This is a genomic window from Nocardia sp. NBC_00565, from assembly GCF_036345915.1.
Classification (GTDB): Bacteria; Actinomycetota; Actinomycetes; order Mycobacteriales; family Mycobacteriaceae; genus Nocardia.
This window is the reverse complement of record NZ_CP107785.1, coordinates 1,809,893-1,824,406: the sequence shown is the minus strand read 5'-3', so window position 1 is coordinate 1,824,406 and position 14,514 is coordinate 1,809,893. Positions and strand designations below refer to the sequence as shown.

The following is a 14,514-nucleotide window of genomic DNA, read 5'->3' as shown; positions in this document are numbered from 1 at the left end:
CTTGCAGGTCACTCGAAATGGTCAGCAGCGACCGCGTAGCGAACTGGTCGTTCGCCCTGATCACAGTTGATCTCGACCCCCGCCGGAACACCGCAACTCACATAGACTGTTGCGCGGGAAGCGGGTTCGGGCAGCAAACTCGCCCCAGCATCGCCAGGAGTAGGGGGCGCGGTGACGGCAGTGGCCGGGGCATTGCGTGTGCATATGACGGGTTCGGAGTGGTTCGCATCGGCCCCCGGCGGACTCAATCGGTACTTCACCGAACTGTTCCACGCACTCGCGCGGCAACCGGGGGTGACGGTCTCGGCGGCCGCGTTCGGTGCGGTCTCCCCCGACGATCCGCCCGGCGCGCGTTCCTGGGGGCGAACCGGCGGTTCGACCATCGACCGGGCCCGCTCCGCATTTCTGGAGCGGGCCGACCTGCGCCGCGCGGATGTGCTGGATCGGCATTTCGCCCTATACGGTCCGGCGGCGTTCGCGCGGGACGGCCGGGTGCCGTTGGTCGTGCACTTCCACGGACCGTGGGCCGCGGAGAGCCGGCTGACCGGACAGGGCGAGCTCGGTACGAGAGCGAAATATCTGATCGAGCGGGTCAGATATGCGGGCGCGGACCGATTCGTGGTGCTGTCCAACCACTTCCGCGAGGTGCTGAGCGCGGACTACCGGGTACCGGCCGAACGGATCCAGGTGATCCCGCCCGGCGTCGATCTGACCCGTTTCCGCGCTACGCCGATACCGACCGGTGCGCACCGAACGGTCCTGTGCGTGCGCAGACTCGAACGCCGCATGGGCATCGACACCTTGCTGCGCTGCTGGCCGGGGGTAGTCGCCGAACACCCGGACGCCCGCCTGGTCCTCGTCGGAACCGGTACCGCCGAAGGCGAATTGCGCGCCCAAGCCGCGGGCGCGGGGCTCGGCGATTCGATCACGTTCGCGGGCAACGTCGATGACAAACAGCTCACCGACCTGTACGAACAGGCCGAACTGACTGTTGTCCCGACGACTGCCCTGGAAGGATTCGGCCTCATCGCCCTGGAATCTCTGGCCGCTGGCCGCGCGCCGATCGTCACCGACTGCGGTGGACTGCCGGATTCGGTACGCGGACTGGATTCTTCGCTGATCGTGCCCGCTCGCGATGCCGACACACTCGGCGCGCGCATTGTGTCCGCCCTCAACGGCGAGCTGCCCACACCCGAGCAATGTCGCTCGCACGCAGAAACTTTCTCGTGGGATGTCACAGCGGAGCGTCATCTGACGATGTATCAGGAATTAAAGCGATGACCCCATCGAGGACCAAGGCCCTCTTCCTCGCGCACACCGCAGCCCCGTCCGGTGCGGAACTGGCGACCCTGCGGTTGCTGGCCGCGCTGCGCGAACTACGGCTCATCGACGTGGCTCAGATCTATACGGAGGACGGCCCGATGGTCGAACGCATGCGGGCGCGCGGGGTCGAGACCCGCGTGCTGCGTGGCGCGTTCGACAGCCGTGCGATGACCATCGGATCCGGGCCGCTGCGTATGGTGGCCGGATTCATTGCGCTGGTGCGACTCGGCTGGGCGCTGGGAGCCACCGCGCGCGAACTGGGTGCCGATGTACTCGTCGCCGAGAGCACCAAAGCGTTGGTGATGGGGGCGGTAGCGGCCCGGCGCGCGGGCATTCCGCTGATCTGGCAGGTGCACGACCGGATCGCGGTGGACTACTTCGGCCGACTACCGACCATGGTGATCCAGCTACTCGGCAGACTGACGGCGCACGGCTACATCGCCAATAGTCGAACCACCTTGCGTACCTTGCGGATCGGACGCGGACCCGCCGTAGTCGCCTACCCGGGTGTGGAACTCGACGACCGCTGCGAGCGCGCCGAACAACGCTCGCCCACCGACACCGTGCTCGTCGCCGTCGGCCGGCTGACGCCATGGAAGGGGCAGGACGTCCTGCTCCGCGCCGTCGCGGCCGCGAAAGTGCCACCGCGACAAGTCTTTCTCGTCGGCGGCACCTTCTTCGACGAAGAGCCCTACCACGCCGAACTCGAACGCCTGGCGCGGGAACTCGAACTGCCGGTGACCTTCACCGGACATGTGGCGGATCCGAGCCGCTATCTGCGCGACGCCGACATCCTGGTGCACTCCTCGACACTCCCCGAACCGTTCGGGCAGGTCGTGGTGGAGGGTATGCACGCGGGCTGTGCGGTGATCGCCTCCGGTCCGGGCGGTCCGGCCGAAATCGTCGAGCCGGGTGTCAACGGACTGCTCGTCGACGGCGGCGACCAGCGGCAACTCACCGCAGCCTTGGACACACTCATCGGCGACCCGGCACTGCGCACCCGTCTGGCAACGGCGGCGCGCATCCGAGCCGAGGACTTCGACATCACGGCGTCGGCGCACACCGTCGCCGCCTTCCTCGAGACCATCACCCGACGCAATGGCGCTGCGGGACAGCAGAATCCGCGAGAACGGACTCCGCATGTCTGAGCCCAAACATGCCGCAGGCCAGCCACTGCCCACCCCACCAACTCCCGTCACTCCCGGCGGCGCGCACCGCAGCGATGAACGCGGCGGCGGCCTACATCGCACGCACGGTCTCGGCGCCATCCTGCGCGATATCGGCTACGTCACCTTCGGTAAATACGGGCAGTACGTCATCACCATCGTCACCGTTCCGCTGATCGCGCGGGTACTCGGCACCCACGGACTCGGGTTGCTGGCGATCGGCATGTCGGCGTACTTCATCGGTTCACTGCTGGTCGACCTCGGCATCACCTCGTTCCTCGCGGCCCGGGTGCACGATTCGCGGGAACGCGACGGCGAGAGCGAGCGGCTGCGCACCATCAATCAGTTGCGCGGCGACTATCTGGCCATCCGGTCGACCACCCTCGGCGCCATCGGGATCGCACTGCTGCTCAGCCTGGCGGCGAGTGCGCCGGTACAGCTCGAGATGATCCTGCTCGGCCTGTTCGCGGGCGGATTCTGGTCGGTATCGGAGGACTGGCTGCTGATCGGGCAGGGCCGATTCGGCGCCTCCACCGCCTACCAGGCCGTCGGGCGGATCGGCTATCTGATCCTGCTCGTCGCGCTACTCCCCCGCATGCCGAGCGCACAGCTCGCGCTGCTGTGCCTGCTCATTTCCTCCGTGCCAACCGTGGTGCTGACGTGGTGGGATTCGCTGCGCACCTTCGGTCTGCCGACCCGGCCGCGGCATTTCAAGAGCGTATTGCGCACAGGCGCACCGGTTCTCACCTCGCGGGTGCTGGTGACCAGCTACGGACAGGGCGCGGCGGCGGTGTACTCCGCGGTCCTGGACACGGTATCGCTGGGCCTCTACTCGGCGGGCGACCGACTGGTCCGCGCCATCCAATCCACCCTGGATCCCATCGGTTTCGCGCTACTGCCCCGGATGGCGCGGCGCAGTACCGATCACCGGTTCTGGCGGCACGCCCTGATGGCACTGACGGCCTGTATCTGTGTCGCCACCGTCGCCGCGGTCGCCGTATGGCTCGCCGCGCCGCTGATGATCCGGCTCATCTTCGGCGAGGAATTCACCGGGGCCGTCGGGTTGCTGCGGGTCGAGATCTTCATGTTGCCCGCGACCACGATCACCTCGTTCGTCACCACGGCGCTGTTGCCGGTGCGCCAGGACACCACCGGTGTGCTGATCGGCGCGGTGCTGGGCACCTGCGTCGCGGGTATCGCGCTGTTCATCGCGTTCCACACGCATTCGGTCTGGACGCTGGTCTACGGCAGTGTGCTCGTCGAATTCAGCACGGCCATCTGGTATCTCGTGCGGGTCCGCACCCTCATCGTGCGTGAACGGACCGTGCCGATATCCACGAGTCCCGCTGTCGTGCTGATGCGCGAGGAGGGTATGCGGTGAAGATCCTGTTCGTCGGGGACGATTGGGTCGGCAGCAACGCGCGCTCGCTCGCGGACGGCTTCCGGCAGGCGGGACACGACGTGGTCGTCATCGACTCCACGCCGGTCACCCTGCCGGCGCGACTGTCACCGCCGTGGGTCTATGCCAAGTTCGCGCATCGCCGGGCTCCGTGGACGATCACCGACCTGCACGGCGAAATCGACCGTGCCGCAGCGGAATTCCAGCCGGATATGGTCTTCGCCTTCAAGGCCGTCCATCTCGATCAGCGCAGGTTGCTGGATATCCCCGCGCGGCTGCACGTGCACTACAGCCCGGACGATGTCGCCAACCTCGACAACATCAGCCCGGAATACCTTGCGCACGAACCCGATTGGGATCTGATCGTCACCACGAAACGGCACAATGTGCCCGAACTGCTCGATCGGGGCGCGCAGGCGGTGACCTTCGTCCGCAGTGCCTACGACCCGGCGTGGCACTATGCCGCCGCGCGGCGGCGCACACCGCGATACCTCGTCGGCTTCATCGGCGTCTGCCGCCCCGATCGGCGCGGCGAGCTGGTCGCGCTCGCACGCGATCACGGTGACCGGATGCTGGTGCGCGGACCGGGCTGGCGGCGGATCCCGGAACTGCGCACCACCGGTGCCGCGGTCGGCGGTCCGGTGTATGGCCCACAGTATTCGGCCGTGATCGCCGATATCACCGCGAATCTCGTGCTGCTCAATTCCGACAACCGCGACACCCACACCTGCCGCACCTTCGAAGTGCCGGCCGCGGGTGGACTTTTCGTCGGCGAGCGCACCGATGAGCACGCGGAACTGTTGCGCGACACCGTCGAATGCTTCCTCTTCACCGGGCCCACGGAACTGCGCGAGATCCTGGACTGGTGCGCGCGGCATCCGGACAAGGCCGACGCCATCGCCGAGGCCGGGTACCGGCGGATCACCGAGGGCGGGCACCGGTACGTCGATCGCGCACGCGAGATCCTCGACGCACTCGGGGAGGCGAAGACATGAGTGCCTATGCCGAGATCATCGCGATCGCCTGCGCCTTGGCCACGCTCGCGGTCGCCGCGGCGTGGGTACCAAGTGTCGCAAGGGTTTTCATCATCGCGCAGGCCGCATTCTGGTCGCTATCCTATGTCGCCCGGCCCGTGGTGCTGCTGGTGGTGCAGCCCGAACCGCACTACGGCGACAATGTGCCCGACCCACGTCTGGCCGAACTCGGCTACGACCGCGGTATCGCGCTGGTCCTGCACCACGTCGTATTCGGACTATGGGTGTACGCGATACTCATTGTGGGATATGCGATCTGGTCGCGCCGCCATCCGGTTCAGGGCCTACCAGCGATGAGTACGAACCCGGATTTCGTGCCCGCCCTGGCCACCATCTATGTGATCGGCCTGCTCGGGCGCGGGGCTTCCTATGCCACCGGATCCATCGGCCACGCCGGTGATGTCGACAGCGCCAATCCGATTCTCAACTTCGTCAGTATTCTCGCGACCGTCGCCGCGCTCGGGCTGATCATCTTCATCCGTCCGGCCCGGCCGCGCACCGCCGCACTGTTGATCGGCGCACTACTGGCCGGTGAGCTGATGTGGACCGTGGTCGTCGAATCGAAGACCCCCATCCTCGGGGCGGCGCTCGCCGTGGCCGTCCGGTTCGCGATCCTCGGATGGACCAAGGCCAAGGTCGTCGGCGTGCTGGCCATCGCGGTGCTCGGCATCGGCGGTTTCGGCTGGCTGCAGTCGTTCAAGACCACCGAGGTCGGCAAAGCCGAAGCGGCGATGGTGAGTTCGGCCTATCCGCCGACCGTGCGGCCGTTCCTGTCCATCCTGCGGCGCTTCGATCTACTCGAGGCCGCGACCGACGCCTACTATCATGGCACCGGCTACTGGCTCGCACCCGACGAGGTCTTCCGGCACGCCACGCTCAGCCTGATCCCGACCCAATTGCTGGGCACCGCGAAGTTCCAATCCGGCACCGCATGGGCCAACGACATTCGCGGCGCGTCGGTGGATATGACCCGGGTCCAGGTGTCGCTCGCCGAGGGAAATGTCAACGAGGGCTACGTCATCGGCGGCTACACCGGCATCGTGGTCAGTGTCGGCTTCACCTTCGTGCTGTTGCTCGCCTGGGCCACAGCGCTGTATTCCCGGTACTTCCCGATGGTGGTGCTCGCACTCGCGCTGACCGGCGCCTCGTCGCTGTTCGAGCGCGGCATCCTGGGCAGCATGGAGGCGCTGGGCAAATTCCTGCAGGCCGCGGTGCTCGCGACGCTGATCTATCTGGCGGTCAAGGAGTATCGGCGCTGCGCGAAACCAACCGCTAGCGACAGCTTGCAGGTCGCTCGAAATGGCCGGCCACCGCCGCAGCCGATCGCGCGCGGGGTGCTGGGCCAGCCATTAGTCGTCATCGGGAAAAGAGGATCCGGACCATGGGATTGATCGATTACTGGCATATCGCGCGCAGACGCTGGCTGCTCATCCTCGGCGTGCTGATCCTCTGCCTGTTCGCGGCGGTGGGTTACTCGCGCAGCCAACCGACCAACTATGTGGCCGCGAGCAGCGTGTACGTCTCGATGGCGACCGGCACCTCGGTGAACGACTCGTACCAGGGCGGTCTGGCCGCCCAGCAGCGCGTGCGCTCCTACCTCGATCTGGTCACCAGCGCCAATGTGGCCAAACGCACCATCGATGATCTCAGCCTGAAGATGTCTGTCGACGAACTGCGCGGCAAGATCACCGCGGCCTCCCCGCCCGCCACCACCTTGATCGTGGTATCGGTCAAGGACAGTTCGGCCGAGCGCGCTCGCGATATCGCCAATACCGTGGTCGCGCAGTTCCGTCAGTTCATCGCCGAACTCGAGTCCATCGAGCAGGGCGCGGCGCCCGCCGCTCGGGCCGAGGTGGTGGACCGCGCCGAACTGCCGTCGGGTGCAAGCGGTCCGCAATCCACCCGCCTACTCGCGCTCGGGCTGCTGGCCGGACTCGTGCTCGGCGGGCTCGCTGCCTTTGTACGCGACCGCACCGACCGAAAGCTGCGCACCTCCAACGATCTCGAGGCGGTACTGGCCGCGCCGATCCCCGGGTCTGCGCATGCCACCGCACCGGTACCGATCCTGGGCATCATCGATATCGGCCGTCCGGGCGCGGTCGAGGAAACCCGCAGGCTGCGTACGCGTTTGCAGCGCAACGGCGAGGCGACGACGGTACTGCTGACCAGCCTGACCGCCCGGTCCGAGCCGGAAATCGCGATGGCGCTGGCGAAGTCGTTCGCCGATACCGGCCGCCATGTCGTCTATATCGACGCCGACACCTCCGGTCAGGGTGGATCGCAGAAGATCGTCATCGGCCCGACACCCGGACTTGCCGCCGTCCTGGCCGGATCGATACCGGTTTCCGATGCCCTGACCGGCTGGCCGCAGGCCGGTGTGACGGTGCTGCCGTTGGGTGAGGCCGATGCGCACACCGCGGATCTGCTCGCCTCGGACCGATTCGCGGCGGTAGTCGCGAAGCTGCGTACCGACTACGAACATGTGGTGATCCAGGCCGCGCCGGTCGCCCACGCCGCCGACGCGATCGCGCTCGCCCCGCTGTGCGAGCACACCGTCGCGGTGGTCGAGCTCGGCAGCACCACCGCATCGCAAATACGCGGCGCGCTAGCCACATTCGGGGACAACCAACTCACCGGCGCGGTAGCGTACAGCAAGCTGGGCACGGGCCTGCAGCGGCTGGCGGGGAGCCTGCGTATATGAGTGGAGAGGCTATCCGTCGTCGACGACTACTGGCCGGATCAGTCGGTGCTGCAGCCGCGCTGCCACTGGCGGCCTGCACCTCCTCCGACTCCACCGACATCCAATTCCGGTCGCCGCATGTCACCGACGCGCCCGCGGCGCGCAATGTCCGTGACTTCGGGGCCGTCGGGGACGGCGTCGCCGACGACACCGCGGCCATCCACTCGGCCGCCGCCGTCGGGAACGCACCGCTGGTGCTGTATCTGCCCGCGGGCCGGTACAAGGTCAGCTCCTGGCCCGACTTACCCGACTATGCAACGGTTCTCGGCGACGGCGGCGACGTCTCGCTGGTCATCTGCGATGCCGATGTCACGCTCATCACCCTGCGCAAGCGCAACCGGGTGCGGTTCTCCCGTATCGGTTTCTTCCTGACCGGTCCCCGCTCGACAGCCGTGCAACTGTCGGAGTCGTTCCGCTGCTCCTTCGACGGGGTGGTGATCCGCGGCAATCACCTCAGCGACAACCATCCACGCTTCCTGCAGCAGCGCGGCGTCGTGCTCGACCAGAACACCGGCGGCACCGCCTTCGTCAACTGCGATATCAACAACTTCGGCTACGGCATCGTCACCTCCTGCATCCAGAACTACGTAACCTCCTCCAAACTCACCAGCAACTACATCGGCGTGCTCGGCACCGGCAACGACCACAACGCGGGCCTGTCGCTCACCAATGTCGAATTCGTCTCCGATGAGGATCCGAAAACCACCGATAGGCACATCAGCATCGACGGCGCCGCGAACGACTGGTGGCTGACCAACGTCTGGTTCGAGGGCGCCGACACCGCGCTGTCGGTGGGCCAGCGCGATCGCGGCGGACCCGCCCAGTTCGGCATGATCAACTGCAAGGTCGCTGCCCGCACAGTCGGTTTGGACCTGATCTATTGCCGTCAGCCGTATCTGGCCAATGTGCAATTCGACAAGGATTCCGACAACCCGCCGATCGAGCTGCGCATCGATGCGAAAGGCTGCCCGGAGGGCACCGCGATCAACTTGATCTCCAGCGCCGCCGATGATCTCGCGCCCAGTATGTTCCCGGACAAGTGGCAGGTCATGGGGCGCGAGGGCATGCACGCACCGCAGTACAGCGGCACCATGGTCGGGCGCGCCGGGCACGGCGATGCGGATATCTTCCAGGCGCAGGCCGCCGACGGCACCGTGCGTTCGGCCGTATTGTCCAGCGGCACATGGCTTTCCGATCATCCAGAGAGCGGGATCGTGCTGAAGGACGCGGCGGGCGGCTATTGGCGCCTGTCGGTCGGCACCGACGGTGCGGTGAAGACGACCTCGCTCGGCCGCCAACGACCCCGGGAGTGAGCATGTCCAGCAGTTCGTTGTCCGGAATCCGGCTCGGACCGACGACATTGCACGGCGCGACGATCGTGTTGCGCCCGCCGCGCGTCGACGATTTCGCGCAATGGCGGCGGATCCGGCTACGCGATCAGCGCTATATCGAACCCTTCTGGTCCAGCTCGCCGCTGGATTGGAACGCGCGGCACACCGGCAGGCTCTGGGTCCGTGAATGTCTCAGCGTGCGCGCGGAGGCGCGGGCGGGTCATCGGCTGTCACTGGTAATCGAGGTCGACGGCAGGTTCGCGGGCCAGATCGAACTCGTCTCGATCGAGACCGCCACCGGCTCGGCCGAAATGGGGCTCTGGGTGGACGCGCAGGTGGCGCGCCACGGTATCGGCGGTCTGGCCTCGTCCATGGCGCTGGACTTCGGTTTCGGACCGGCCGGCCTGCAGCGCATCACCGCGCCGATCTCCCCGGCCAACCTCGCCACCGCTCGCGGCGCGGCGCAGCTCGGCTTCCAACGGGAAGCGATGATGACCAGGTACTTCGATGTCGGCGGGGCGCGACGCGACCACGAACTGTGGGCGATCACCAATGCGGCAATACCGCCGAACGGCTTCGCGCGGCACTGGATCGACAATCACGCCGTCCAGCACCCGGAGATAACACCACCAGCGGCGGCCGACACCAGTGCCGATATTCCGCTGAGCCGGACCACGGTGCTGGTCTCCGTCGCCAGGCACTGTGCGGGCCGGGCCTTGCATCGGTTCGATCCGCTGCGCACGCCGGCCTCCGTCCGGCTCACCGATTCCGGCGATCCGACGGTGGTGCTGCGCAGTCGCCGATTGCTCGACTGGGCGTCCTGGCGCGCGGCGCGGATCAGTACGCGAAACGCACTCGATCCCGATCTCACGGCGCCGGGCGCGGCGTGGGCGCGACAGCACGGCCGGTGGCGTTGGTTGCGCGAATTCCTTTTCGCCCGACCAGGTTTGCGCTCCATGCGCGGTCTGGTGCTGGCCATCGCGGTGGACGGCGACTACGCGGGCGAATGCCGGTTGTTCGATCTGGACATGTTCGATCGCAACGCGCGGATGTTCGTGTGGACCGATCCGGCCGTAGCTGGTGAACGGGTCCGGATCGCGGCCACCCGGCTGCTACTCGACCACGCGTTCACCACGCTCGGCCTGTGCCGGGTGGCGACCGCCATCGAACCCGGTGACGTGCATGCGGCCGATGTCGCCGCCCGCGTCGGCATGGTCCGCGAGGGGCGGATGCACTGCTTCGTCGGCGCCACCGGCCGTCGCGCGGATTACGACCTGTGGGCGGTTACCACCCCTATCGACCAGACGTGACTCAGTTGCGCGGACACGACGACGCACCGGACGTAGAGTGAATCCGAGACAGCGTCGCGCAGCGATTCGATGGGGGGCGGCGGCCGGGAGGCGGGTGGGCGAACACATCGCGCGCAAGCCGATTCGTGTCGGGGGCTCTGCGACTGCGTGCGTCATCACTGCCCAGGAGCACACCATGGACCACGTTGACCGCGACAGCCCTACGGCCCGCCGCAACCGCTTCGCGCGCAGCAACGAACTCCAAGCGCGGTTGCACGACCTGGTACCCGGCGGCGCGCACACCTACGCCCGCGGACCCGACCAATATCCGGAATTCATGGCACCGATCCTGGTGCGCGGCGAGGGCTGCCGAGTCTGGGATGCCGACGGCAACTGCTATATCGAGTACGGCATGGGGCTGCGCTCGGTCACCCTCGGCCACGCGTACCGCCCGGTTGTCGAGGCGGTGACCAAAGCCATCGCCGACGGTGTCAGCTTCAGCCGCCCGACCGAACTCGAACTGCTGGCGGCACAGGACTTCCTGTCGCTGGTGCCGGGCGCGGATATGGTCAAATTCGCCAAGAACGGCTCCGACGCGACCACCGCCGCGGTCCGGCTGGCTCGCGCCGCGACCGGGCGCACTGTCATCGCGGTCTGCGATCAACCGTTCTTCTCGGTGGACGACTGGTTCATCGGGACCACCCCGATGGACAGCGGTATCCCCACCGAGGCCGTCGCGGGGACCGTGGGCTTCGGGTACAACGACCTGCCCTCGCTGGCCGCCGTGCTCGACACCGGCGCGGTCGCCGCGGTCGTGCTGGAGGCGGCCACCGCACTGCACGAACCCGAGCCCGGCTTCCTTGAAGGAGTGCGCGAACTCTGCGATCGGCACCGCACGCTACTCATCTTCGACGAGATGATCACCGGATTCCGCTGGTCGGCGGGCGGGGCGCAGGCCATCTATGGCGTCACGCCCGACCTGTCCTGTTGGGGCAAGGCCATGGGCAATGGCTTTCCGATCTCGGCACTGGCTGGTAAGCGCGAGTTCATGGAGCTCGGCGGGCTGCGCACCGACCGCGATCGAGTCTTCCTGCTCTCCACCACGCACGGCCCGGAGTCGGGCTCACTCGCCGCGTTTCGCGCCGTCGCCCACGAATACACCACCGGCGACCCGATCGCGCGGATGGAGCACGCCGGTCGACTGCTCGCCGACGGCGTCAATGCCATCGCCGCCGAATTGGGCATCGCCGACTACCTGCAGGTGCTCGGTCGCCCCTCCTGCCTGATCTTCGTCACGCGCGATCCCGAAGGCCAACCCTCGCAGGAGTTCCGCACGCTGTTCCTGCAGGAACTGCTGGAACGCGGCGTGCTCGGCCAGTCCTTCGTCACCTCGGCCGCCCATACCGAATCCGATATCGCCCAGACCATTACCGCCTGCGGTGAGTCGGCGACGGTGTACCGCAAGGCAATTGAGCAAGGCACGGTGGACGGACTGTTGGAGGGACGCCCGGTGGCACCCGCCATCCGGCGCAAGGCCGCGCCGCGACAGATCGCCGCGGTGCCCGAATGACGCTGTTCGAGCCGCGCATCGCGATCGTGCACGAAAGGTTCACCGAGTTCGGCGGTTCGGAGGCCGTGGTCGGTGAATTCGTCGAAACCTGGCCCGGCGCACGGGTATTCGCCCCGATTGTCGATCCCGCTGGCGTGCGCCCACCGTTGACCTCGGTGCACGACACCTGGCTGAGCCGGGCCCACGCCGCGACCCGCACGCATGCTCCGCTGCTCCCCTTCGTGCCGCGCGCGCTGCGTCGGCTACCGTTGCGCGGCGAGTTCGACGCGGTCCTCATCAGCCATCACGCCTTCGCCACCCAGGCCGTATTCGCCACGGACGCACCGACGATCGTGTACGTGCACAGCCCGGCGCGCTGGGCCTGGGACCCCGAATTCCGAGCCCAGGAAGCGGGCGGGCGCGCGGGCCAACTCGCACTCACCGCACTCGGTCACCTCGCGCGCCGCGCCGAACTGCGCGCCGCCCCACACCTCACGCACGTCATCGCCAACTCACACGCCGTCGCCGATCGCATCCGCGACTGGTGGAATCTGCCCTCGACCGTCATCAATCCCCCGGTCCAGGTCGACGACTTCACCCCCGATCCGGCCGTCCCCCGCGAGGACTTCTTCCTCGCCGCGGGCCGCCTGGTCCCGTACAAGCGCCCCGACCTGGCCATTCGCGCCGCCCAGCGGGCGGGCGTACGCCTGGTCATCCTCGGTGACGGCCGCTTCCGCCCGTACCTCGACGCCATCGCGGGCCCCGAAACCACCTTCCTCGGCGCCACCTCCTTCCAGACCCTGCTGGACAGGTACCGCCGCTGCCGCGCCCTGCTCATGCCCGGCGTCGAGGACTTCGGCATCGTCCCCGTCGAGGCAATGGCCTGCGGCACACCGGTTCTCGCCGTCGATCAAGGCGGCGCCCGCGATACCGTGCGCCCCGGGGTGACCGGCGAGTACATCGAACACGGCACCGACGAGCACGTCATCGAGGGCTTGGCTACGGCCATGCGCGAGTTCGACCCCGACGCCTACGATCCAGCGGTCATCCGCGCCCACGCAATGACCTTCTCCTCCAAGGTATTCCGAGCGAATATCGCCGACACCGTCGCCAGCGCCCTCGGCTCCACGTAACCGCCGAACTCGGTCAATCGGCATCGCGCGGACGATCCACCTCGTATTCGAAGGCTTGCTCCACGGCGGCCAGGAAGTCGGCGATCACCTGTAGGTCGCGTTCGTCGTGGTCGGCCAGCCCGGTCCGCCACGACTTGATCAGCGGCACGAAGATCGGTGCGATATCGCTTCGGGCACGGTCGATCTGGAGTTCGACCACCACCCGGCGACGATCATGCGGATCCCGCGTACGGGCAACGAATCCGGCCCGCTCCAGCCGGTCGATCATCGTGTGAACAAGGGCGCACGCACCAGGACCGCCGAATCCGATCCGGCGGCCACCGCGGCCTTCACGGGCACCTGGCGCTACGACCCCGCCGATCCGGTCACCCGCCGCAATATCCGCTCGACCCGAACCATGGGCCAGGGCGGCACGTCGCTATCCGACACACCGGAGCAGGGGGCCGTCGCCATCACCGCGGACTACGACAACCGTCTCACCGCCCGCACGGCGGACGGATGCACCTGGACCCTGCTCGCGCGCGGCAACACCGCGAAACTCGACCCACCGGCGCAAACCTGCCCGCGGCCCGGCGATACCACGATCACCCTGCGCTCCTGGACCATCGCCACCGACGGTCACCACCAGGACGCCATCATGATCGGCGCCGACGAGCACAATGACGCCTTCACCGTCGGCACCGGCAGTCTGACCAAGGCCTGAGCTACGGCGTAACGGCCTCCCGATGATCGGTGAGGTCGGTCTTCAGGTGCTCGAGTCCGGCCCGGATCCGGGATTTGACGGTGGGCAGGCCGACGCCGAGGCGCGCGGCCACCTGCGGATAGGTGAGGCCGGAATAGTAAGCGAGAGCGATGGATTCGTGCTGCAGAGCGGTCAGATTGGTGAGACTCTTGCGCAGCGCTGCTCGTTCATCGCGCCGTAGCGCCTCCTCGGCGACCACATCGGTCGGCGGCTGGTAGTCACGACTGCCCCAGGAATGGTTGTGGTCGAGGACGGCGCGCTCGTGCCGGACCCGGTCCACGGCCTGGCGGTGGGCCAGCATGCGCAGCCAGGTCAGCACCGAGCCGCGGTGCTCGTCGAAGGCGACCGCGCAGCGCCACACCTCGAGGTAGACGTCGTGACAGGTCTCTTCGGCGTACCCGCGATCGCGGACGATGGCGAGCACGCGGCGGTAGACGAGGCCGTGGGTACGCCGGTAGAGCTCGGCGAACGCCGCTTGATCGCCACCGCCGACGCGGTGTACCAATTCGGGATCGACATTGATGGATTCGGTATCGACCGAATCACGGTGCGGACGCGAAAAGCGTCCTCGACTGGTTGAAATTCGTTCGGGCCGTTGTGGCGCGAGCATGATCACGATGAGCCCCCAGACAAACAGATGATGCGACAAGCGAAGCGCTTCGACGAACTAGGATGCGTCGAAGCGGACCGTCGAGGGCATGGACGGAACCGTCAGAGAATGGGGTGCGGCCGGGGACAGGGGCCGCGAATCCACCATCAGCAAGAATACCGCGCCGCGTGTGCGTGCCCATACATTTTCGCAAAGGCA

13 protein-coding genes are annotated in these 14,514 nt (G+C 67.4%); 11 read left to right on the top strand and 2 right to left on the bottom strand.

All coding sequences use genetic code 11. The features are described 5' to 3' along the window. The first annotated feature begins 204 nt into the window (after positions 1 to 204). The 10 genes from OG874_RS08835 to OG874_RS08790 all read left to right on the top strand — a co-directional run bounded on the left by OG874_RS08835 (position 205) and on the right by OG874_RS08790 (position 12,964). Positions 205 to 1,281 (top strand): glycosyltransferase family 4 protein, encoded by a 1,077-nt coding sequence (locus OG874_RS08835; protein ID WP_330257226.1) that lies wholly within the window; start codon positions 205 to 207, stop codon positions 1,279 to 1,281. After that, a complete protein-coding gene (locus OG874_RS08830) occupies positions 1,278 to 2,471 on the top strand; it encodes a glycosyltransferase family 4 protein (protein WP_330254628.1) in 1,194 nt (397 codons plus the stop codon). The genes OG874_RS08835 and OG874_RS08830 overlap by 4 nt, the downstream gene beginning before the upstream one ends. Beyond that, positions 2,464 to 3,870: a lipopolysaccharide biosynthesis protein gene (locus tag OG874_RS08825; protein ID WP_330254627.1), complete on the top strand. Its 1,407-nt coding sequence runs from the start codon at positions 2,464 to 2,466 to the stop codon at positions 3,868 to 3,870. The genes OG874_RS08830 and OG874_RS08825 overlap by 8 nt, the downstream gene beginning before the upstream one ends. Next, positions 3,867 to 4,883 (top strand): CgeB family protein, encoded by a 1,017-nt coding sequence (locus OG874_RS08820; RefSeq protein ID WP_330254626.1) that lies wholly within the window; start codon positions 3,867 to 3,869, stop codon positions 4,881 to 4,883. Before OG874_RS08825 ends, OG874_RS08820 begins: the two co-directional genes overlap by 4 nt. Continuing rightward, the gene (locus OG874_RS08815; protein ID WP_330254625.1) at positions 4,880 to 6,313 is read left to right on the top strand and encodes a hypothetical protein; all 1,434 of its coding nucleotides are present in this window, start codon (positions 4,880 to 4,882) and stop codon (positions 6,311 to 6,313) included. The genes OG874_RS08820 and OG874_RS08815 overlap by 4 nt, the downstream gene beginning before the upstream one ends. Next, positions 6,304 to 7,623, top strand: a complete 1,320-nt coding sequence (locus OG874_RS08810; RefSeq protein WP_330254624.1) for a Wzz/FepE/Etk N-terminal domain-containing protein — start codon at positions 6,304 to 6,306, stop codon at positions 7,621 to 7,623. Before OG874_RS08815 ends, OG874_RS08810 begins: the two co-directional genes overlap by 10 nt. Next, positions 7,620 to 8,975, top strand: a complete 1,356-nt coding sequence (locus tag OG874_RS08805; RefSeq protein ID WP_330254623.1) for a glycosyl hydrolase family 28-related protein — start codon at positions 7,620 to 7,622, stop codon at positions 8,973 to 8,975. Before OG874_RS08810 ends, OG874_RS08805 begins: the two co-directional genes overlap by 4 nt. A 2-nt stretch (positions 8,976 to 8,977) precedes the next feature. Continuing rightward, positions 8,978 to 10,303: a GNAT family N-acetyltransferase gene (locus OG874_RS08800; protein WP_330254622.1), complete on the top strand. Its 1,326-nt coding sequence runs from the start codon at positions 8,978 to 8,980 to the stop codon at positions 10,301 to 10,303. A 175-nt stretch (positions 10,304 to 10,478) separates the two neighbouring features. Further along, entirely contained in the window at positions 10,479 to 11,852 is a 1,374-nt protein-coding gene (locus OG874_RS08795; RefSeq protein WP_330254621.1) for a glutamate-1-semialdehyde 2,1-aminomutase, read from the top strand. A gap of 2 nt (positions 11,853 to 11,854) precedes the next feature. Then, a complete protein-coding gene (locus OG874_RS08790; RefSeq protein WP_330257225.1) occupies positions 11,855 to 12,964 on the top strand; it encodes a glycosyltransferase in 1,110 nt (369 codons plus the stop codon). A 13-nt stretch (positions 12,965 to 12,977) separates the two neighbouring features. On the opposite strand, the gene OG874_RS08785 is transcribed toward OG874_RS08790, so the two are convergent. Continuing rightward, complete coding sequence (locus tag OG874_RS08785; protein ID WP_330254620.1) at positions 12,978 to 13,232, bottom strand: MarR family transcriptional regulator; 255 nt, start codon at positions 13,230 to 13,232, stop codon at positions 12,978 to 12,980. Between the two features lie 3 nt (positions 13,233 to 13,235). Here OG874_RS08785 and OG874_RS08780 point away from each other — a divergent pair, with 3 nt between their 5' ends. Beyond that, a complete protein-coding gene (locus tag OG874_RS08780; RefSeq protein ID WP_330254619.1) occupies positions 13,236 to 13,667 on the top strand; it encodes a hypothetical protein in 432 nt (143 codons plus the stop codon). Between the two features lies 1 nt (position 13,668). On the opposite strand, the gene OG874_RS08775 is transcribed toward OG874_RS08780, so the two are convergent. Continuing rightward, the gene (locus OG874_RS08775) at positions 13,669 to 14,355 is read right to left on the bottom strand and encodes a sigma-70 family RNA polymerase sigma factor (RefSeq protein WP_330254618.1); all 687 of its coding nucleotides are present in this window, start codon (positions 14,353 to 14,355) and stop codon (positions 13,669 to 13,671) included. Positions 14,356 to 14,514 lie beyond the last annotated feature (159 nt).

Excerpts from the sequence above, each read along its gene's own strand:
- OG874_RS08835 (WP_330257226.1), top strand. The coding sequence starts at position 205 with ATGACGGGTTCGGAGTGGTTCGCATCGGCCCCCGGCGGACTCAATCGG.
- OG874_RS08830 (WP_330254628.1), top strand. The coding sequence starts at position 1,278 with ATGACCCCATCGAGGACCAAGGCCCTCTTCCTCGCGCACACCGCAGCC.
- OG874_RS08825 (WP_330254627.1), top strand. The coding sequence starts at position 2,464 with ATGTCTGAGCCCAAACATGCCGCAGGCCAGCCACTGCCCACCCCACCA.
- OG874_RS08815 (WP_330254625.1), top strand. The coding sequence starts at position 4,880 with ATGAGTGCCTATGCCGAGATCATCGCGATCGCCTGCGCCTTGGCCACG.
- OG874_RS08810 (WP_330254624.1), top strand. The coding sequence starts at position 6,304 with ATGGGATTGATCGATTACTGGCATATCGCGCGCAGACGCTGGCTGCTC.
- OG874_RS08805 (WP_330254623.1), top strand. The coding sequence starts at position 7,620 with ATGAGTGGAGAGGCTATCCGTCGTCGACGACTACTGGCCGGATCAGTC.
- OG874_RS08800 (WP_330254622.1), top strand. The coding sequence starts at position 8,978 with ATGTCCAGCAGTTCGTTGTCCGGAATCCGGCTCGGACCGACGACATTG.
- OG874_RS08795 (WP_330254621.1), top strand. The coding sequence starts at position 10,479 with ATGGACCACGTTGACCGCGACAGCCCTACGGCCCGCCGCAACCGCTTC.
- OG874_RS08785 (WP_330254620.1), bottom strand. The coding sequence starts at position 13,232 with ATGATCGACCGGCTGGAGCGGGCCGGATTCGTTGCCCGTACGCGGGAT.